Genomic DNA, 18,371 nt, shown 5'->3' with positions numbered 1-18,371 from the left:
AGCCCGACAGACAGGGTCTGTGGGGGCTGTGTGCAGCTTCCGTGCAGCCGTTTACGCGCCGTTCACCGTACGGGCAGAGCGCGGGCGAGGAACTCGACCGCGGCCGGCCAGACCCGCGCGGCCGCCTCCGGATGGTGGAAGGCCGGATCCTGGTGGTTGTGGAAGGCGTGCCCGGCCGACTCGTCCACGTAGACCGTGACGTTCTCCCGGCCCTCGGCGGCCTTCTCGACGGCGGCGACCCGGTCGCGCGAGATGTACTGATCACTGCCGCCGAACACGAAGAACACCGGGCAGTCGATCCGGTCGAGCAGACCCAGATGATCCGGTACGGCTGAGCCGTAAAACGACAACACCACCCGCAGCGGCACGCTGGCGGCCAGCGTGTAGGCGATCGACCCGCCCAGGCAGAAACCCACCGTGCCCACACCCTCCGTGACCTCGGGCAGCTTGGCCAGATGATCGGCGGTCAGCGCGCAGTCGGCCACCGCCTGCGGGAAGTCCAGCCGCGAGGCCAGGTCGAGCGACGCCCTGAGGCTCTCCTCGCCCGGCAGCGCCTCCCAGTTCGGGTGCAGCCGCCAGAACAGGTCAGGCGCGGCGACCACGTAACCGCGCCCCGCCAGGTCGGCCGCGACGTCCCTGATGTACTGGCCGACTCCGAAGATCTCGTGGGGCAGGACGACGCCCGGCCCGTGGCCCGCGTCGGGGATCCACAGGTGCACGTCGAAGCTGCCGTCGCTGGTCTCGATCCGGTCTGTGCGCGTTTCCATGGGTTCCCCTATGTCCTCCTCGCGGCCAGGAATGCGGAACCCCGCGGCGAGATGCGGTAACCCGTCTCCAGGCTGATGGTCAGACCGAGGTTCTTGAGCTTGCGGACGTTGAGCTTGAACACCGCGGTGTCCTGGCCGAGCCGCGGAGCCAGGTCGGCCGCGCGCACCCCGGGGTTGGCGGCGATCAGCTCCAGCGCGGGCACCGTCCACGGGCCCATACGTTCCAGGCGCGCGGCGAGGGCGGGCAGGTCGATCGCGGTGTCGGCGGCCAGGTCGTCCCTCGGGTCGCGCTCGGCGGCCAGGCGCAGCTCGATGCGATACAGATCGCCCTCGTCCTGCGTCGGGCGACGCCCGCCTCGCCTGGCCCGCGCACCCTCACCGTTGCGCAGGTCGGCCAGGAGTTCGTCGCGCGTGCCGTACCCGGCCCTTCTCGCGTCGTCGTCATCGACCTCGCCGGCCACGCCGACGGCGGTGACCTCGGCGATCAGGCCCTCGCCCATGCGGTAGCGGCCTCCCGGCCTGACCTGGCTGCGGCGCCATCGGCGGAAGGCCAGGGTGATCGAGCCGTCGCGCACCCCCTCGCGCAGGCGTTTCTCGAACAGCATGACCCCGAATGTACGCCCGGCCGCCGCCCAGGTCAGCCGACGAATCGCTTGATCAGCAGCTCGATGCAGGCGCGGTAGGTGGAGGGGTGCAGCCTGCGGCTGCGCTGGAGGGTGACCATTCCATGCAGACCACCCCAGAAGGTCTCCGTGAGCACCTCCACGTCGTCGTCGCCGGCGAGCGGGCGCATCACCTCGCGCAGCTCGCCGTACCCCGCCTGCAGGGCCTCGGGGGCCCGGGGCGTGGCGAAGGGCAGGTCGACGGCCCGGACGAACATCGCCTCGTAGAGCGCGGGATGCGCGTCGGCGAAGTCGGCGTACGCCCTGCCCACCCGCTCGACGGCCTGCTGGGAGGTCGTCGAGCTGACCCTGGCCTCGCGGAGCAACTGCGCGAGCTCCGCGAACCCTTCGACGGCGACGACGGCCATGATCGCGTCCATGCCCTTGAAGTGGCTGTAGAGGACGGGCTGGCTGTACTCGATCTCGGCGGCGAGCCTTCGCGTCGTCACCGCGTCCCAGCCCTCGGCCTCGGCCAGGTCGCGCGCCGTCGTGATGATGCGCCGCTCCCGTTCCGCCCGCTCTCGTTCCTTGCGCGCCTGGATGCTCATGACCGCAATGCTAGCACCGCTAGCGCATCTGTCAGAGATATGTTAGCGTCGACCTTGTTCCTAGCGGTGCTAGATCTTCTTTGGGAGTGACTCATGTTCACTGTTGTCGCGTACGGCCTGGCGATCGTGCTCAACCTCTTCGTGGTCTTCATCGGGGCCAGGTTCCTGCTGCAGCCCATCCCCTCCGCCGCGGGGTACGGCGTGGCGGCCACGACCGACGTCGCCTACCTGCACATCAAGGGGATCCGCGACCTGAGCTACGGGATCCTCGGGCTGGCGCTGCTCGCCTTCGCGGGGGCACAGGCGGGGGCCTGGATGATGCTCGTGGTGGCACTCAACCCGCTGGCCGACACGGTGATCGTTCTGCGGAACGGGGGGAGCAGGGCGGTGGCGTTCGGGGTGCACTTCGCTACGGCGGTGACGGTGCTGATCAGCTCGGCACTGCTCTTCCTCGTCTGAGGCGTCTGATCCTGCCTTCTGTCTCGCCCTCCTCCCTTACTCACCTCGCCCCCGTTCGCCCACCCCCCACCCACCCGCCCGCCCCCGGTCCTGCTCGGGCCGGGGGCTTCCGGCAGTTGCCATCAGTCGTGGGGTGTGGTGGCTGGGCGCCGGACTTCGCCGTCCCGCTGCCTGCCGACGCCGGGGAGGCGTGGTTGGCGGGAGGTGGCATCGGGGTGAGGTGGCTGCGGGGAGCGAGCACAGCCAGCGGCCGGGTCGGGCCGGGGAAGGTGGCCAGGCGGCTTGGGCCGATGGGCGTGGCGGCCGGCCGGTGGCTGGTCTGGGGCTGGCCGAGCGAGATGGCTGACTCCGCCGCCTGAGGCCCGACCCCCTAGAGCGACCGTCTCCCCAGTGCCCTGGACACCCCCAGGGCCGCCGTCTTTACCGCCGGTGCGAGGCGGGTCGGGTGGAAGCGCCCCAGCGGTACCGACACCGACAGCGCCGCCACCACCTCCCCCTCGCTGAACACCGGCGCGGCGATGCAGGCGCCGCCCACCTGGGCCTCCTCCCGCTCGAATGCCACCCCGGCCGCCTGGATCTGGCCCAGCGCCTCCTCCAGCCGTTGTGCGTCCACGATCGAGTGCGCGGTCATGGCACGGAGGGGCCGGGCGAGCACCTCCTCGATCAGCGCCGGCCCCGAGTACGCCAGCAGCGCCTTGCCGATCCCCGTGCAGGTCAGCGGCAGCCTGCCCCCGACCCGTGACGGGAGGGAGAACGACTCCCGTCCGCGGATCTTCTCCACGTAGACGACGTCGAGCCCGTCTCTCACCCCGAGGTGGATGGTTTCGTGGGTGGCTTCGTAGAGGTCGTGCATGAAGGGCAGCGCGGCGTGGCGCAGGTCTCGTTCGAGAGGGACGATGCTGCCGAGTTCGAACAGTCGCCGGCCGAGGTAGTAGCCGTCGGGTCGGCGGGCGATGGCGCCGATCTCGGTCAGTTCGGTGAGCAGTCTGAAGGTGGTGGTCTTGGGAAGGTGGCATCTGTCGGCGACGTCCAGGAGGCGGAGGGGGCCGCCGGTGGGGCGGAACGCGTCGAGGATGAGCCACGACTTCTCGAGCATCGACAGGTTCCGTGACATGGAACTCATTGTTGTCCAGGGAGGGGCGAAGCTCTATACCCGATGATGTGAGGAGTTGTGGTGTTTGAGCAGATAGCGCACTTTGTCGGGGGCGAGTTCCTGCCTGAGGGAAGCACGTTCCCGGCCTACGACCCGGTGTCCGGTCAGCGGATCCGCGAGGTCCACGAGGCGGACCCGACGATCGTCGACAGGGCGGTCGCGGCGGCCAGGCGGGCGGCGCCGGCGTGGGCCGCGTTGCCGGTGGCCGAGCGGGCCGGGTGGATGCGCAAGCTCGCCGACGGCATCGAGCGCAGGTTCGACGACCTGGTCGCGGTGGAGATCGCGGACACCGGCAAGCCGGTCGAGCAGACCAGGAGCCTGGACATCCCGCGTGGCGCGGCCAACTTCAGGGCCTTCGCCGAGATCGCCGCGCAGCGGCCCGAGGAGGCCTTCCACCTCGACGGGGTCCTGAGCTACACGGTGCGCAGGCCGCTGGGCGTCGTGGCGGTGATCGTCCCGTGGAACCTGCCGTTCCTGCTGATGACGTGGAAGCTGGCTCCCGCCCTGGTCGCGGGCAACACGGTGGTGGTCAAGCCGTCGGAGAACACCCCGGCGAGCGCGGCGCTGTTCGCCGAGATCTGCGAGCAGGCGGGCCTGCCGCCCGGCGTGGTCAACGTCGTCCACGGGTACGGCGAGACCGGACGGCTCCTGGTGGAGCACCAGGGCGTCGACGGGGTGACCTTCACCGGATCGACGCAGACGGGCCGGAGCATCATGCGGTCGGTGGCCGACCGGGTCAAGCCGATCTCGTTCGAGCTGGGCGGCAAGAACGCCGGCGTCGTGTTCGCCGACTGCGACTTCGACAGGGCGGTGGCGGGCACGCTGCGCTCGGTGTTCCTCAACGGCGGCCAGGTGTGCCTGTGCACGGAGCGGCTGTACGTCGAGCGCCCGATCTTCGACGACTTCGTCGCCGCCCTGGTCAGCGGTCTCGACGAGATCCACCGCCAGCCGATGATCTCCAAGGAGCACCGGGAGAAGGTGCAGTCGTACTACGACCTCGCCCGCGAGGAGGGCGGCAAGTTCCACGCCGGCGGCGGTTCCGTGTTGTCGAAGTCCGGATACTTCGTGGAGCCCACGATCGTGACCGGGCTGAGCGAGCGCTCCAGGTTCAACACCGAGGAGATCTTCGGCCCGGTCTGCCACGTCGCCCCCTTCGACACCGAGGACGAGGCGGTCGAAAGGGCCAACGACAGCGAGTACGGCCTGGCCGCGACCGTGTGGACGAGCGACCTGGACCGGGCCCACCGGGTCGCCAGGCGCCTGGAGGCGGGACTGGTGTGGGTGAACACCTGGTACCTGCGCGATCTGCGCACCCCGTTCGGCGGCGTGAAGCTCTCCGGCATCGGCCGCGAGGGCGGAACCCACTCGCTCGACTTCTACTCCGAGCCGACGACGATCACGATGGAGATCCGCTGATGTTCCGGAAGAACGCCGGAAAGACGAGGGAGATGCGATGAGCGACACGTGGTCAGAAGCCGTCGACACCTACCAGGTGGCCGCAGACCGTCTGCTGGAGGCGCAGCGATCCGGCAAGCCGTGCCCCCCGGTGCGTGACATCGTCGGCACGGCCGCCGACGGCTACGCGGTGCAGGCGATCAACACCAGGCGGGCCCTGGCGGAGGGCCGCCGCCTGGTCGGCAGGAAGATCGGCCTGACCAACCTCAAGGTGCAGGAGCAGCTCGGCGTCAGCGAGCCCGACTTCGGCATGCTCTTCGCGGACATGGCCTACCTCGACGGCCGCCCGATCCCGGCCGGCAGGTTCCTGCAGCCGAAGGCGGAGGCCGAGATCGCGCTGGTCATGAAGGACGACCTGGAGGGCGGGCCGTTCACCGTGGTCGACGTGATCAGGGCGGTCGACTTCGTGCTGCCCGCGATCGAGATCGTCGACTCGCGCATCGACGGCTGGGACATCACCCTGGCCGACACGATCGCCGACAACGCCTCCAGCGGCGCGTTCGTGCTCGGAGCCACGCCCGTGGACCTGCGGAGCGTCGACCTGCGGCTGGCCGGGATGACCATGACGAAGGGCGGCCAGGAGGTCTCCACCGGCGTGGGCGCGGCCTGCCTGGACCACCCGCTCAACGCCGCCGTGTGGCTCGCCGACACGCTGAGCCGTACCGACCGGCCGCTGAGGAAGGGCGACATCGTGCTCACCGGCGCGCTGGGCCCGGTGATCCCCGTCGAGGCCGGCGACGTCTTCGAGGCCCACATCGAGGGGCTGGGCTCGGTCAGGGCGGTGTTCTCGTCATGAGAGCCGCCATCATCGGCTCCGGCAACATCGGCACCGACCTCATGCTGAAGTGCCTGCTGTCCGACAAGCTGGAGTGCGTCGCGATGGCCGGCATCGACCCCGGCTCCGACGGCCTGGCCAGGGCCGGGCGGCGCGGGCTGGCGGTCACGGCGGAAGGTGTCGAAGGGCTCGTCGGGCTGGAGGAGTTCGCCGATGTCGACGTGGTCTTCGACGCCACCTCGGCCGCCGCGCACCACCGTAACTACGCGGTGCTCCAGCCGTACGGCAAGCGGGTCATCGACCTGACGCCCGCCGCGATCGGACCGTACGTGGTGCCGCCGGTCAACCTCGACCAGCACCTGGACGCCCAGAACCTGAACATGGTCACCTGCGGCGGCCAGGCGACGATCCCGATCGTCGCCGCGGTCGCCTCGACCACGAGGGTCAGGTACGCCGAGATCGTCGCCTCGATCGCCTCGAGGTCGGCGGGGCCGGGCACCCGGGCCAACATCGACGAGTTCACCGAGACGACCGCGCGGGCGATCGAGAAGATTGGCGGCGCGGAGCGCGGCAAGGCGATCATCGTCCTCAACCCGGCCGAGCCGCCGCTGATCATGCGCGACACGGTCTACTGCCTGGTCGAGGAGTGTGACGAGCGGGCCGTGACCGACGCCGTGGAGGCGATGGTGGCCGGGGTCCAGGAGTACGTGCCCGGATACCGGCTGAAGCAGGAGGTGCAGTTCTCCGCGGTCGGCGACGACGAGCCGGTCTGGACGCTGGTGCCCGGCGCGAAGGGCGGCGTCAAGGTCAGCGTCTTCCTGGAGGTGGAGGGCGCGGCCCACTACCTTCCGGCCTACGCCGGCAACCTCGACATCATGACCTCCGCCGCGCTCCGCACCGCCGAGAGGCTGGCCCCATGACCCGCGTCTACGTGCAGGACGTGACCCTGCGGGACGGCATGCACGCCATCCGCCACCGCTACACGGTCGACCAGGCCGCCGAGATCGCCCGCGCGCTCGACCGCGCGGGCGTGGCGGCGATCGAGATCGCGCACGGCGACGGACTGGCGGGCGGCAGCTTCAACTACGGGCCAGGCGCCCAGACCGACGACGAGTGGATCGAGGCGGTCGCCGGAGCGATCACCACGGCCAGGCTCACGACGCTGCTGCTGCCGGGCATCGGCACGATCGAGGACCTCAAGCGGGCGCACGGCCTGGGGGTCACGTCGGTGCGCATCGCCACGCACTGCACCGAGGCCGACATCTCCGCCCAGCACATCGCCACCGCCCGCGACCTGGGCATGGACGTGGCCGGGTTCCTGATGATGTCGCACATGGCCCCGGCCGGGGAGCTGGCCGCGCAGGCGGCGCTCATGGAGTCGTACGGCGCGCACTGCGTCTACGTCACCGACTCCGGCGGGCGGCTGACCATGGACGGGGTCAAGGAACGCATCCTGAGATATCGCGACAGGCTGCGCCCGGAGACCGAGATCGGCATCCACGCCCACCACAACCTCGCGCTCGGCGTGGCCAACTCCGTGGTGGCGGTCGAGAACGGCTGCACGCGGGTCGACGCCTCGCTGGCGGGCATGGGCGCGGGGGCGGGCAACTGCCCGATCGAGGCCTTCGTGGCCGTGGCCGACCTGATGGGGTGGGAGCACGGCTGCGACCTCTACGCGCTGATGGACGCCGCCGACGACCTGATCAGGCCGCTGCAGGACCGGCCGGTCCGGGTCGACAGGGAGACGCTGACGCTCGGCTACGCGGGGGTGTACTCCAGCTTCCTGCGTCACGCGGAGGCGGCCTCGGCACGCTACGGCGTCGACACCCGGGCGATCCTGGCCGAGGCCGGACGCCGCAACATGGTCGGCGGCCAGGAGGACATGATCGTCGACATCGCCCTCGACCTGGGAGCCGGCCGATGAGCCCCAGCGACCACGGCCGGCCGGCCGATGAGCCCGGGAGCCGGGCGATGAGCCTGGCGGAGCGGCTCGACGAGGCCTGCCGTACGGCCAAGGCGATCGCCCAGCCCGCCGAGAGCTTCGACCCCTACGAGGTGCAGCGCGAGCTCATCGACCTCAGGCTCAAGCGAGGCGAGCGCCTCACCGGTGTGAAGCTCGGCTTCACCAGCGAGGCCAAGCGGGTCCAGATGGGCGTGCACGACCTCATCCTGGGCCGCCTGACCGACGCCATGGCCGTCCAGGAGGGCGGCACGCTCGACACCGCCCGCTTCATCCACCCCAGGGTCGAGCCGGAGGTCGCCTACCTGGTCGGCGAGGGCGGCACGGTCGCCGCGGTCGCCCCCGCCATCGAGGTGATCGACTCCCGCTACGAGAACTTCCGCTTCTCGCTCGAATCGGTGATCGCCGACAACACCTCGGGCGCCGCCTACGTGCTCGGCCCGTGGCAACCGTACGACCCGGCCCGGTGGAACCTCGGTGTGCTCTTCCGGGCGGGCGGCGCCCTGCAGTACGGCTCGACGGGGGCGATACTCGGCGACCCGCGCCGGGCGGTGGCCGAGGCGGCGAGGCTGGCCGGCGGGCCGCTGGAGGAGGGCTGGGTGGTGCTGGCCGGCGCGGCCACCGCGGCCGAGCCGCTGGGGCCCGGCATGCACGTCAGGGCCGAGATCCAGCATCTCGGCTCGGTATCACTGAGGAGCACGTGATGGCCCTGGCGACACCGCGCGGCAGGTTCCCGCACGTCAGGCGGGCGGGCGACCACCTGTTCGTCTCGGGCACGAGCTCGCGCCGCCCCGACAACAGCATCGCCGGAGCCACGACGGACGAGTTCGGCACCACCGACCTGGACATCAGGGAGCAGACCAGGGCGGTGATCGAGAACATCGGCCGGATACTCAAGACCGAGGACGCGTCGCTGGAGGACCTGGTCCAGGTCACCACGTACCTGGTCAGCATGAACGACTTCAAGGGCTACAACGAGGTCTGGGCGGAGTACTTCGACGAGACCGGCCCCGCGCGCACCACCGTGGCGGTGCACCAGCTGCCGCACCCGCATCTGCTGATCGAGATCCAGGCCATCGCTTACAAGGAGCGCCGATGATTCCCCCCATCGACTTCACCAGGTGGATCGAAGACAACGCGCACCTGCTCAAGCCGCCGGTGGCCAACAAGGTCGTCTTCGATCAGGCCGACGACTTCATCGTGATGGTGGTCGGCGGCCCCAACCAGCGCAGCGACTTCCACATCGACCCGTACGAGGAGCTGTTCTACCAGATCAAGGGGAACATGCACCTGAACGTGATGACCCCTGAGGGGCCGCAGCGGATCGACATCCGTGAGGGCCAGATGTGGCTGCTGCCCGGCAACCTGCCGCACTCGCCGCAGCGTGAGGCGGACTCGGTCGGCCTGGTGATCGAGCGCATCCGCGAGGAGGGCACACTGGAGAAGTTCCTGTGGTTCTGCCCGAGCTGCGACCAGCCGGTGCACGAGGTGGAGCTGCAGGTGCGCGACATCGTCCAGGACCTGCCGCCGGTCTTCAACGCCTTCTACGCCGACGAGAAGGCGCGCACCTGCGACAACTGCGGAACGGTTCACCCCGGCAAATGATCATCGACGTCCATACACACTACGTGCCCCAGGGCTGGCCCGATCTGGGCTGGCCGGGGGCGCCCCGGCTGCGCGTCGACTCCGAGCGCGAGGCCATGATCCTGGTCAACGACCAGGACTTCCGCAAGGTCGGTCATGAGTGCTGGGACGCCGAGAAGCGTCTCGAAGCCATGCGGGAAGACGGCGTCGACAAGCAGGTCGTCTCGCCCACACCCGTCTTCTTCGGCTACGACAGACCGCCCGCGGATGCCGTACGGATCTCGAAGATCTTCAACGACCTGGCGCTCGACATCTGCTCCGACGAGCGGCTGATCCCCTTCTGCCAGGTGCCGCTGCAGGACGTCGAGCTGGCCGTGGAGGAGCTCGACCGCTGCAAACGCCAGGGCCACAGGGGCGTCGAGATCGGCAACCACGTGGGCGACCTCGACCTCGACCACTTCGTGGACTTCCTCCAGCACTGCGCCGACATCGGCATGCCGGTCTTCGTGCACCCGTGGGACCTGCCGGGCGGGCCGCGCATCGAGCGGTGGATGGCCCAGTGGATCGTCGGCATGCCCGCCGAGACCCACCTGTCGATCATCGCCATGATCCTCGGCGGCGTCTTCGACCGTGTCTCGCGCGACCTGCGCATCTGCTTCGCCCACGGGGGCGGCTCGTTCGCCTTCTGGCTGGGCCGCCTGGAGAACGCCTGGCACCGCCGTCACGACGTGATCGGCACCTCCGAGCACCCGCCGAGCCACTACGTCGACCGCTTCAGCGTCGACTCGGTCGTCTTCGACGAGCGTGCCCTGCGGCTGCTGGTCGACGTCTTCACCGAGGACGGCGTGATGCTCGGCTCCGACTTCCCCTACCCGCTGGGCGAGTCGCCGGTCGGTCAACTTGTCCGCAACGCGGGGTTCCTTTCCGGCACCGCACGCGCAAAGATCCTCGGCAACAACGCTAGAACCTTCCTCGGGGAGTTCTCATGAGATATGCGGTGCTGGCCCTGCTGGTGCTGTCGGTCAGCGCCTGTGGTGGCGCGGCGACCCAGAGCGCGGCCGACGACTCGACGATCAAGGTCGGCGCGATCGTCTCGCAGACGGGCGTCTACTCCGCCCTCGGCGACGACATGGAAACCGCCATGAAGCTCTACCTCGAAGGGCACGGCAACAAGCTGGGCGGCAAGCAGGCCGAGCTCATCGTCGCCGACGACGCGGGCAACCCGGAGGCTGGCCAGCAGAAGGCCAAGCAGCTCACGCTCGAGAACAAGGTCGACGTGATCACCGGCCTGATCGCCTCGCCCGTCGCGGTCGCGGTGGCCAAGGAGGCGGGCGCCCAGAAGACGCCCGTGGTGATCGCCAACGCCGGCGCCGACGCGCTGGGCGGCCCCGGCGTCTTCCGCGTCTCCTACACCAACTACATGCACGGCTACGCGGCGGGCAAGTACGCGGTCGAGGCCTACGGCAAGGAGGGCGCGGTGCTCATGGGCGCCGACTACTCCGCGGGCACCGAGACGCTCAAGGGCTTCGAGGACGGCTACACCAAGGCGGGCGGCGCCAAGCCGATCAAGCAGATCCTCACCCCCTTCGGCAAGACGCAGAACTTCCAGCCGTACCTGAGCCAGATCCCCTCCGAGGCCAAGTTCCTCTACACCTTCTACGCCGGCGGCGAGGCGATCACCTTCGCCAAGAACTTCAAGCAGTTCGGCTACGACTCCAAGATCAAGCTGCTGACCTGCCAGAACATCACCGACGAGGACGTGCTGCAGGCCATCGGCGCCGACGCGGAGGGCATCACCAGCGTCGGCCTGTACTCCCCGGCGCTCGACAACCCCGAGAACGCCGCCTTCGTCAGCATGTGGAAGGCCAAGACCGGCAAGAACCCGTCGGCGGTCGCGCTGCAGAGCTGGGACGCCATGCAGCTCATCGACAAGGCGGCGGCTCTTCAAGGCAGCCTGTCCGACGCGCTGGCCAAGGTCGGCGAGATCAAGAGCCCCCGCGGCACCTTCACGCTCGACGCCGACAAGCACAACCCGGTGCAGAACTGGTACGCCCGCACCTACGAGGGCGGCGTGAACAAGGTCGTGGCCACCATCGCCCCGGATCCCGCATCGTGACCTTGCTCGTCACCGCGTTCGACGGCATCGCCTTCGGATGCCTGCTCTTCGTCCTGGCCGTCGGACTCACCATGATCTTCGGCCTCCTGGACGTGCTCAACCTGGCCCACGGCGCGCTCTACATGGCAGGCGGCTACCTGGCGTTCCTGGTCATCGGCGAGGCGCCCACCTCGCTGGCGGTCTTCATCGGCGTCGCCCTGCTGGCCGTGGTCGCCGGTCTGGTGCTCGGCGGCGGCCTGTCGGTGGCGATCAGGCCGCTGACCAGGCGCGGCCACCTGGACCAGGCGTTGCTGACCATGGGCCTGGCCATCCTGCTGTCGGAGTTCCTGCTGCAGGTGGCCGACCGGGGTTTCCACAGTCTGGCCGCGCCGCGCGGGCTCGACGGCAGCATCGCGGGCAGCTACCCGGCCTACCGGGTGGCGGTCATCGTGGCCGGCCTGGCGATCGCCGGGGCGACTTTCTGGGTCTTCGAGCGGACCAGGGCGGGCGCTCTGGTCCGCGCGGCCGTCGACGATCCCGAGATGCTGGCCGCCACGGGCGTCAACGTCAGGCGTATCCGCCTGTCGGTGGTGCTCGCGGGCTGCGCGCTGGCGACGCTCGCGGGAGTGCTCGGCGGCCCGCTGCTCAACCTGCGCGCGGGGCTCGACACCGAGGTGCTGGTCCTGGCGCTGATCGTCATCGTGGTCGGCGGGCTGGCCTCGATCCGCGGCGCGGCGCTGGGAGCCCTGCTCATCGGCCAGGTGCAGACGCTCGGCGTGGCCCTGGTGCCGGAGCTGGCCGCCTACCTGCTGTTCGCGGTGATGGCCGCCGTGTTGTTGTGGCGCCCGGCCGGGCTGTTCGGGAGGGCGACGTGATGAGGAAGGACCTGACGAGGAAGATCGCCGTCGTGGCGGTCATGGTCCTGCTGGCTGCCATGCCGTACATGCTCGACGCCTATCGCCTCGACCTGCTGGCCGGTGGGCTGGCCTACGGGCTGATGGCCGCGAGCCTGGCCTTCCTGGTGGGACACGGCGGGCTGCCCTCGCTAGGACACGCGGCCTTCCTGGGCGTCGGCGCCTACGCCGCCGGGCTGACCGCCAAGCACGTCACGCCCAACGTGGCGCTCCAGCTGCTGGTCGCGATCGCGGCGGGCGTGCTGTTCGCCCTGCTGACCGGGTGGTTCGCGGTGCGCACCAGGGGTTTCTTCTTCCTGATGTTCACCCTGGCCATCGGCGAGATCGCGGTGCAGGCGGCGACCCGCTCCACGCGCGTGACCGGCGGCGACAACGGCCTGGCCGACATCCCGCCGACGGGCCTGGACGTGGTGACGTTCTACTGGTGGGCGCTGGCGGTCGTCGCGGTCGGCTTCGGCGTGCTGGTCCTGCTGCGCGACGGCCCGCTGGGCCGCTCCATCGCGGGCACGCGCGAGAACGAGGCGCGCATGGCCGCGCTCGGCTACCACGTGACCGGCGTACGGCTGGCGGCCGTGGTGATCGCCGGGGCGGTGTGCGCGGCCGGCGGAGCGCTGGTGGAGCAGAAGGACACCTTCGTCGCCCCCACCCACCTGGAGATCGGCGTCTCGGTGCTGCTGCTGATCATGGTGTTGCTCGGCGGGCGCCAGACGCTCGTCGGGCCGCTGATCGCGGGTGTGGGGCTGATCGTGCTGCGCTCGGTCACCTCGACCGCGCTCGGCGAGCTGTGGCTGCTGGTGGAGGGCGCGCTGTTCGTGATCTGCGTCTACCTCCTGCCCAACGGACTGCTGGGGAGGCGACGTGCTCAGGCTGCATGAGCTGACCATGCGCTTCGGCGCGCTCAACGCCGTCGACGGGGTGAGCCTGTCGGTGGGCGAGGGGGAGCGGCGGGCGCTGATCGGGCCGAACGGCGCGGGCAAGTCCACGCTGTTCGCCATGATCGCGGGTGCGCTGAAACCGTCGGGCGGCACGATCGAGTTCGACGGCCAGGACGTGACCGGGCTGCCCGAGCACCGGCGCGCGCGGCGCGGCATCGCCAGGACCTTCCAGCACAGCAGCCTGTTCGCGGGGCTGAGCTGCGCGGAGAACGTGGCGCTCGCCGTGCGGGGCCGGCGGGGGCTCGGGATGCGGGCGTGGCTGGGTAGGGGGCGAAATATGGATATAAAACGGGAGGTGACCGGCTACCTGGAGCTCATGGAGCTCAGCGACGAGAGACCGGCCGGCGCCCTGTCCCACGGCGAGGCACGAAGGCTGGAGGTGGCCATGGCCCTGGCCCAGCAGCCCAGGCTGCTGCTGCTCGACGAGCCCGCGGCGGGCATGTCGTCGGCCGAGAGCGCCCGCTTCGCCGAGCTCATCCAGAACCTGGACACCACGCTGCTGATCGTGGAGCACGACCTCGACGTCGTGTTCGCCGTCGCCTCCCACGTGACCGTGCTGGCCTCCGGCAAGGTCATCGCCGACGGTTCACCCGCCGAGATCAAGGCCAGCGCCGAGGTCGAGCGGGTCTACCTGGGCACGGCCAAGGAGATCTGGTGCTGACCGTCGAAGCGCTCGCCTCCGGGTACGGCCAGGCCCAGGTGCTGCACGAAGCCGCCATGGAGCTCGCGCCCGGCAAGGCCGTGGCCGTCCTCGGGCGCAACGGCGTCGGCAAGACGACGTTCGTGCACACCCTCATGGGCCTGGTGAAGCCGTGGAGCGGCTCGATCAGGCTCGGCGACGACGAGCTGGCCGGGCTCGACACCCGGCAGATCGCCCGGCACGGCGTACGGATCGTGCCGCAGGGGCGGCGCGTCTACCGCTCGCTGACCGTCGAGGAGACCCTCGCCATCTCCTCCGGTCCGGGGGAGTGGACGGCCGAGCGGGTCTACGAGCTCTTCCCCTCACTGGCCGCCCGCCGCGGCCACCGGGGCGACCAGCTGTCCGGCGGCGAGCAGGAGATGCTCGCCATCGGCAGGGCCCTGCTGGGCAACCCCCGGCTGCTGCTGCTCGACGAGCCGTCGGAAGGTCTGGCGCCCCTCGTCGTCGAGGAGCTGGGCCGGGCCCTTTCGAGCCTGGAAGGCATGTCGATCATTCTGGTCGAGCAGAATCTGCATCTGGCCGTGGCCGTCGCCGACGAGGTGCGGTGCATGGTGAAGGGCAGTTTCGTCTACCAGGCCACGACCGCCGAGTTCCGCAGGGACCCGGCTGCTGCGAAGGAGTATCTGGGTGTTGGATCGTGAGGCCTGCGCCGCGCTGGACGAGGCCGATCCGCTGGGCGGCTTCAGGGACGAGTTCGTGCTGCCCGAGGGGGTCGTCTACCTCGTGGGCAACTCGCTGGGCGCCATGCCACGCCGTACGGCGGAGCGGGTGGCCCGCACGGTCACCGAGGAGTGGGGACGCGAGCTGGTCGGCGGCTGGAACAGCGCGGGCTGGTTCGCCCAGCCCCTGACCACCGGCGACCGGCTGGCTCCGCTGATCGGCGCCGCCCCCGGCACGGTCGTGGTCGGCAACACCACCTCGATCGCCGTCTACCAGGCGGTTTCCGCGGCCCTGGGATTGCGGTCGGGCACGATCGTGGTGGACCGTGCCAACTTCCCGACCGACAACTACATCATCGAACGGCTCGGTCCGACGCGGGACGTCTCGGAGGGCTTCGAGGGCGCCGCGGTGGTGCTGCTGGCGGAGGTCGACTACCGCACCGGCGCCCGCTACGACGTGCCCGAGGTCACCCGCCGGGTCCACGAGGCGGGCGCGCTGATGATCTGGGACGTCTGCCACAGCGTCGGCGCGCTGGAGGTCGACGTCTCCGAGGCGGACTTCGCGGTGGGCTGCACCTACAAGTACCTGAACGGCGGCCCGGGCTCGCCTGCCTTCCTCTACGTCAATCCGCGCCACCACGAGGCCGCTCAGAACGTGCTGCCGGGCTGGTACAGCCATGCGGAGCCGTTCGCCTTCGAGCCGCGCCACCGCCCGGCCGAGGGCATCAGGCGCTTCGCCGTGAGCACCCCGCACGTGTTGTCGTTCGCCGCCCTGGAGGCCTCGCTCGACCTGTGGGACCAGGTCGACCTGGCCGATGTGAGGTCCAAGAGCACGAGGCTCACCGACCTCTTCATCGACCTGGTGGGCGACCGGCTGGAGCTGGCCTCGCCGCGCGAGGCCGAGCGGCGGGGCAGCCAGGTGAGCTTCCTCCACGACGACGGCTACCCGGTGATGCGGGCGCTGATCGACCGCGGCGTGCACGGCGACTTCCGCGCGCCCGACATCCTGAGGTTCGGGTTCGCCCCGCTCTACACCCGCTTCGTCGACGTCTTCGACGCCGCGACGATCATCGGCGAGGTCCTGGAGAAGGAGTTGTGGCGTGACCCGGTCTACCGCAACCGTCTGGCGGTCACCTGAGCGTCCTTGAGGTGACGGCGGAAGTCGGAGGCGCGCGGCAGGGCCGAGCCCTCGTCGGCGTGGGCGTAGACCATCACGTAGCGGCCCTGCCTGGCCACGACGGCGCGCTGGCCGTGCAGCGTCGGCCGTGAGCCGTGGTGGCTCTGCATGGCCACCCTGAGCGCCTCGTCGCCGGCCTTGACCGAGGCGCTCGTCCACACCTGGTCGCGGCCCAGGCCGCTGCCGTCGTCGGTGCGCGCGCACCGCACCAGGGCGCCGCGCAGGTCGGCCATGGCCTGCTTGGCGGCCTTCACGTTGCGGTAGCGGGCGATCTCCTCCAGCCGTGAGGAGGCCGGGGCGTGCTTCTGGGCGTTGAGCACCTCGACGCGGCCCGCGGCGCCGAGCCGGGCGTCGCCGCAGGGGTTGACCCAGTGGGTCTCGCGCGGGGCCTCGGTCACGGTCCAGTCGGCGTGGAGCAGGGGCAGGGCCAGCAGCAGAATCATCATGTCCGGTGTGACGGGTCAGAGCGTGCTAACTGTTCCGATAGCATCTTGATGCCCACAAGGCACTTTTGTTGTTGTTTGCCCGCGTTCCGTGCGGCCTGCACACCCGCGGGTTCCTCGGAGCGCGCCCCCAGCTCTCCGGGAGATCCCCGCCATGCTGCTCACCTTCACGGTGACCGGACTGATCATGATCATGATTCCGGGACCGGACGCCGCGCTCATCATGCGCACCTCCATCAGCCACGGCCGCGCCGCGGGACTCCGCACGATGCTCGGCGGACTGATCGGCCTGACCGTCCACGCCGCCGCCGCGACAGCGGGGCTCTCGGCCCTCCTGGCCGCCTCGCCGACCGCCTTCGCCATCCTGCGCTGGGCCGGCGTCGCCTACCTGCTGTGGCTCGGGGTCCAGGCGCTTCGGGCCCGCGGACGCGGCGCGGAGCCGGGCGCGCCCACCGCGCGTCACATCCGCAGCGGCCTGCTGTCGAACCTGCTCAACCCGAAGGTCCTGCTCTTCTTCGTGACCTTCCTGCCGCAGTTCATGGCCACCGAGTCGCCCGTGCTGCTCTCGGCGATCTTCGCCGGGCTCTACGCGCTCTGGTTCACCCTCTACATCCTGGTCGTCGACCGGCTGGGCACGCTGCTGCGCACGCCGCGCATGCGCCGCCGCATCGAGCGGGTGACCGGCGTGGTGCTCGTCGGCTTCGCCCTACGCCTGGCCGTCCAGTAGCTTGACCAGCCGCTTGGGCGCGACGTTGCGGTAGCTCTCCTCGACCCAGTCGCGCAGCACCTCGAAACCGGGCGCCTTGGAGTACGGCACGCTGACCCAGCCCGACTTGCCCAGCCCGTAGCCCGCGGGCTCGGCGCCCTCCACGGTCATGGCGTGGCCGTGCGCCTGGCTGGTGAGCTTCACCGTGAACCCGTCGGGGGAGCCGAGGAAGACGAAGATCTTCTTGGCCACCTTGGCCACGGTGTCGCCCTCCCAGGGCTCGTCCTCCCAGGCCTCGGGCAGGCTCAGGGCGAACTCCAGCAGCCGTTCCCTCATCTCCACGAGGCGAGCTTAGCCTCGATCTTCTCGCGGATCCGCTCCCGCGCCACCATGCGCGGCACCCCCTGCATCAGCAGGGTGTCGTAGTCGGTGTCGAGGTGGCGCACGGAGGCCACCACGGCGAGGGTGATCGCGTTCTCGTCGAGCACCTTGGCGGCGGCCGTGCGGCCCACCCGGCCGCTGCCGCGCCGGGCGGCGTGGAGGGCGATCTCCTCGGCGCGCCCGGCCGGGCAGCCGGGGAACAGCCGGGTGATCTCGGCGGCCATCCGCGCCTGGTACTCCACGTCCTGGTGGTCACGCCGCTCCCGGTCGCGGTCGCGGCGGCGCAGGCGTACCTCCTCGTCGGCCAGGCACTGCTCCTCGGCTAGCGCCAGGGCGGCCTCCTCCACGAGCACGCCGACGCGCTGGTAGATCTTGCGGCGCCTGTTGAACTCGACGACCACCGCCGACAGGGTGCTCTCCTTCTTGGCCCGGCGGCTGAGCGTGGCGTTGCCGGCGGGCAGCAGGACCAGGTGGTCGAGGTCGGTGCAGGTCAGGCAGTGCGGCCGATCCTCTTCCATGATCAGGTAAGGCCCGGTCTCGCCGCAGTCGGCGCACGTCCACGCCTTCTGCGGCACGACCACGACCAGGTCGGGCACCTTCTCCGCCGTCAGCTGCCTGACCCTGGCCTCGCTGAGATCGGGGGAGAGCCAGTGGGTGCGGAAGGCCTCCTGGTCGCCCTCGCGGGTGAAGCGCAGCTCGCGCCGGTCACGGCTGCCGGAGACGTACGGCACCGCCGCGGGCCTGAGACCCTGGGCCCGAGCCCAGTCGCGCAGGAGCGCCGCCGCCTGGACCATGCGCTCGTCGTCGACCGCGGCCAGCTCGGAGAGCGTGGCCGCGCGTCCCTGGCGCCAGGTGTCGACGTGGCGCGTGTGCAGCCAGCGCAGCCCGGTCACCACGTCGAGGAAGGTGACGTGCTTGCGGCCGGCCAGGGCGATCTCGGCGGCCTTGGCCACCCGCGCGGTCAGGCTCATGGGCCCAAGCTTGCCGCATCCTGCGCC

The 18,371-nt window shown here is 70.4% G+C and carries 23 protein-coding genes; 16 read left to right on the top strand and 7 right to left on the bottom strand.

Annotated elements, in window-relative coordinates:
* Positions 1-62: 62 nt before the first annotated feature.
* Genes ACIBH1_RS38420 through ACIBH1_RS38410 form a run of 3 tightly spaced genes read right to left on the bottom strand, consistent with a single transcriptional unit; the run spans position 63 to position 1,977 of the window.
* Complete coding sequence (locus ACIBH1_RS38420; RefSeq protein WP_397318975.1) at positions 63-767, bottom strand: dienelactone hydrolase family protein; 705 nt, start codon at positions 765-767, stop codon at positions 63-65.
* Between the two features lie 8 nt (positions 768-775).
* Positions 776-1,372, bottom strand: coding sequence for a hypothetical protein (locus ACIBH1_RS38415; RefSeq protein ID WP_397318974.1), 597 nt, complete (start codon positions 1,370-1,372; stop codon positions 776-778).
* Positions 1,373-1,404: 32 nt separating this feature from the next.
* Complete coding sequence (locus tag ACIBH1_RS38410) at positions 1,405-1,977, bottom strand: TetR/AcrR family transcriptional regulator (protein WP_397318973.1); 573 nt, start codon at positions 1,975-1,977, stop codon at positions 1,405-1,407.
* Between the two features lie 93 nt (positions 1,978-2,070).
* Between ACIBH1_RS38410 and ACIBH1_RS38405 the strand changes: the two genes are divergently transcribed.
* On the top strand, positions 2,071-2,436 hold the full coding sequence (locus ACIBH1_RS38405) for a DUF4267 domain-containing protein (RefSeq protein ID WP_397318972.1): 366 nt from the start codon (positions 2,071-2,073) through the stop codon (positions 2,434-2,436).
* Between the two features lie 370 nt (positions 2,437-2,806).
* Here ACIBH1_RS38405 and ACIBH1_RS38400 read toward each other — a convergent pair whose 3' ends face one another.
* Positions 2,807-3,550, bottom strand: coding sequence for an IclR family transcriptional regulator (locus ACIBH1_RS38400; protein WP_397318971.1), 744 nt, complete (start codon positions 3,548-3,550; stop codon positions 2,807-2,809).
* A gap of 60 nt (positions 3,551-3,610) precedes the next feature.
* Between ACIBH1_RS38400 and ACIBH1_RS38395 the strand changes: the two genes are divergently transcribed.
* The 14 genes from ACIBH1_RS38395 to ACIBH1_RS38330 are packed head-to-tail and all read left to right on the top strand — an operon-like array spanning position 3,611 to position 15,804.
* Positions 3,611-5,005, top strand: a complete 1,395-nt coding sequence (locus ACIBH1_RS38395; protein WP_397318970.1) for an aldehyde dehydrogenase family protein — start codon at positions 3,611-3,613, stop codon at positions 5,003-5,005.
* A gap of 37 nt (positions 5,006-5,042) precedes the next feature.
* On the top strand, positions 5,043-5,840 hold the full coding sequence (locus ACIBH1_RS38390; protein WP_397318969.1) for a 2-keto-4-pentenoate hydratase: 798 nt from the start codon (positions 5,043-5,045) through the stop codon (positions 5,838-5,840).
* Positions 5,837-6,739, top strand: coding sequence for an acetaldehyde dehydrogenase (acetylating) (locus ACIBH1_RS38385; protein WP_397318968.1), 903 nt, complete (start codon positions 5,837-5,839; stop codon positions 6,737-6,739). Before ACIBH1_RS38390 ends, ACIBH1_RS38385 begins: the two co-directional genes overlap by 4 nt.
* Positions 6,736-7,743 carry a 4-hydroxy-2-oxovalerate aldolase gene (gene dmpG / locus ACIBH1_RS38380; protein ID WP_397318967.1) on the top strand — a complete coding sequence of 336 codons (1,008 nt, stop codon included), beginning with the start codon at positions 6,736-6,738 and terminating at the stop codon, positions 7,741-7,743. Before ACIBH1_RS38385 ends, dmpG begins: the two co-directional genes overlap by 4 nt.
* The gene (locus ACIBH1_RS38375) at positions 7,740-8,483 is read left to right on the top strand and encodes a 2-keto-4-pentenoate hydratase (protein WP_397318966.1); all 744 of its coding nucleotides are present in this window, start codon (positions 7,740-7,742) and stop codon (positions 8,481-8,483) included. Before dmpG ends, ACIBH1_RS38375 begins: the two co-directional genes overlap by 4 nt.
* Entirely contained in the window at positions 8,483-8,878 is a 396-nt protein-coding gene (locus ACIBH1_RS38370) for a RidA family protein (RefSeq protein WP_397318965.1), read from the top strand. Before ACIBH1_RS38375 ends, ACIBH1_RS38370 begins: the two co-directional genes overlap by 1 nt.
* Positions 8,875-9,384 (top strand): 3-hydroxyanthranilate 3,4-dioxygenase, encoded by a 510-nt coding sequence (locus ACIBH1_RS38365; RefSeq protein WP_397318963.1) that lies wholly within the window; start codon positions 8,875-8,877, stop codon positions 9,382-9,384. The genes ACIBH1_RS38370 and ACIBH1_RS38365 overlap by 4 nt, the downstream gene beginning before the upstream one ends.
* A complete protein-coding gene (locus tag ACIBH1_RS38360; protein ID WP_397318961.1) occupies positions 9,381-10,352 on the top strand; it encodes an amidohydrolase family protein in 972 nt (323 codons plus the stop codon). The genes ACIBH1_RS38365 and ACIBH1_RS38360 overlap by 4 nt, the downstream gene beginning before the upstream one ends.
* A complete protein-coding gene (locus ACIBH1_RS38355; protein WP_397318960.1) occupies positions 10,349-11,479 on the top strand; it encodes an ABC transporter substrate-binding protein in 1,131 nt (376 codons plus the stop codon). Before ACIBH1_RS38360 ends, ACIBH1_RS38355 begins: the two co-directional genes overlap by 4 nt.
* Positions 11,476-12,333, top strand: a complete 858-nt coding sequence (locus tag ACIBH1_RS38350) for a branched-chain amino acid ABC transporter permease (protein WP_397318959.1) — start codon at positions 11,476-11,478, stop codon at positions 12,331-12,333. The genes ACIBH1_RS38355 and ACIBH1_RS38350 overlap by 4 nt, the downstream gene beginning before the upstream one ends.
* Complete coding sequence (locus tag ACIBH1_RS38345; protein ID WP_397318958.1) at positions 12,333-13,247, top strand: branched-chain amino acid ABC transporter permease; 915 nt, start codon at positions 12,333-12,335, stop codon at positions 13,245-13,247. The genes ACIBH1_RS38350 and ACIBH1_RS38345 overlap by 1 nt, the downstream gene beginning before the upstream one ends.
* Positions 13,231-13,968 (top strand): ABC transporter ATP-binding protein, encoded by a 738-nt coding sequence (locus ACIBH1_RS38340; RefSeq protein WP_397318957.1) that lies wholly within the window; start codon positions 13,231-13,233, stop codon positions 13,966-13,968. The genes ACIBH1_RS38345 and ACIBH1_RS38340 overlap by 17 nt, the downstream gene beginning before the upstream one ends.
* Positions 13,962-14,648 (top strand): ABC transporter ATP-binding protein, encoded by a 687-nt coding sequence (locus tag ACIBH1_RS38335; protein WP_397318956.1) that lies wholly within the window; start codon positions 13,962-13,964, stop codon positions 14,646-14,648. Before ACIBH1_RS38340 ends, ACIBH1_RS38335 begins: the two co-directional genes overlap by 7 nt.
* Positions 14,629-15,804 carry a kynureninase gene (locus ACIBH1_RS38330; protein ID WP_397319058.1) on the top strand — a complete coding sequence of 392 codons (1,176 nt, stop codon included), beginning with the start codon at positions 14,629-14,631 and terminating at the stop codon, positions 15,802-15,804. The genes ACIBH1_RS38335 and ACIBH1_RS38330 overlap by 20 nt, the downstream gene beginning before the upstream one ends.
* Here ACIBH1_RS38330 and ACIBH1_RS38325 read toward each other — a convergent pair.
* Positions 15,777-16,289: a hypothetical protein gene (locus ACIBH1_RS38325; protein WP_397318955.1), complete on the bottom strand. Its 513-nt coding sequence runs from the start codon at positions 16,287-16,289 to the stop codon at positions 15,777-15,779. The two genes, ACIBH1_RS38330 and ACIBH1_RS38325, sit on opposite strands and share 28 nt — an antisense overlap.
* Positions 16,290-16,440: 151 nt before the next feature.
* Between ACIBH1_RS38325 and ACIBH1_RS38320 the strand changes: the two genes are divergently transcribed.
* Complete coding sequence (locus ACIBH1_RS38320) at positions 16,441-17,013, top strand: LysE family translocator (protein ID WP_397318954.1); 573 nt, start codon at positions 16,441-16,443, stop codon at positions 17,011-17,013.
* Here ACIBH1_RS38320 and ACIBH1_RS38315 read toward each other — a convergent pair.
* Together ACIBH1_RS38315 and ACIBH1_RS38310 are read right to left on the bottom strand one after the other, a co-directional pair.
* Positions 16,993-17,328, bottom strand: coding sequence for an MmcQ/YjbR family DNA-binding protein (locus ACIBH1_RS38315; RefSeq protein WP_397319057.1), 336 nt, complete (start codon positions 17,326-17,328; stop codon positions 16,993-16,995). The genes ACIBH1_RS38320 and ACIBH1_RS38315 overlap by 21 nt on opposite strands.
* Entirely contained in the window at positions 17,325-18,344 is a 1,020-nt protein-coding gene (locus tag ACIBH1_RS38310) for a DUF2293 domain-containing protein (RefSeq protein ID WP_397318953.1), read from the bottom strand. Before ACIBH1_RS38310 ends, ACIBH1_RS38315 begins: the two co-directional genes overlap by 4 nt.
* Positions 18,345-18,371 lie beyond the last annotated feature (27 nt).

Source organism: Nonomuraea sp. NPDC050663 (genome assembly GCF_044456985.1).
In the GTDB taxonomy this organism is placed as follows: domain Bacteria; phylum Actinomycetota; class Actinomycetes; order Streptosporangiales; family Streptosporangiaceae; genus Nonomuraea.
This window is presented reverse-complemented; position numbering and strand designations above follow the sequence as displayed.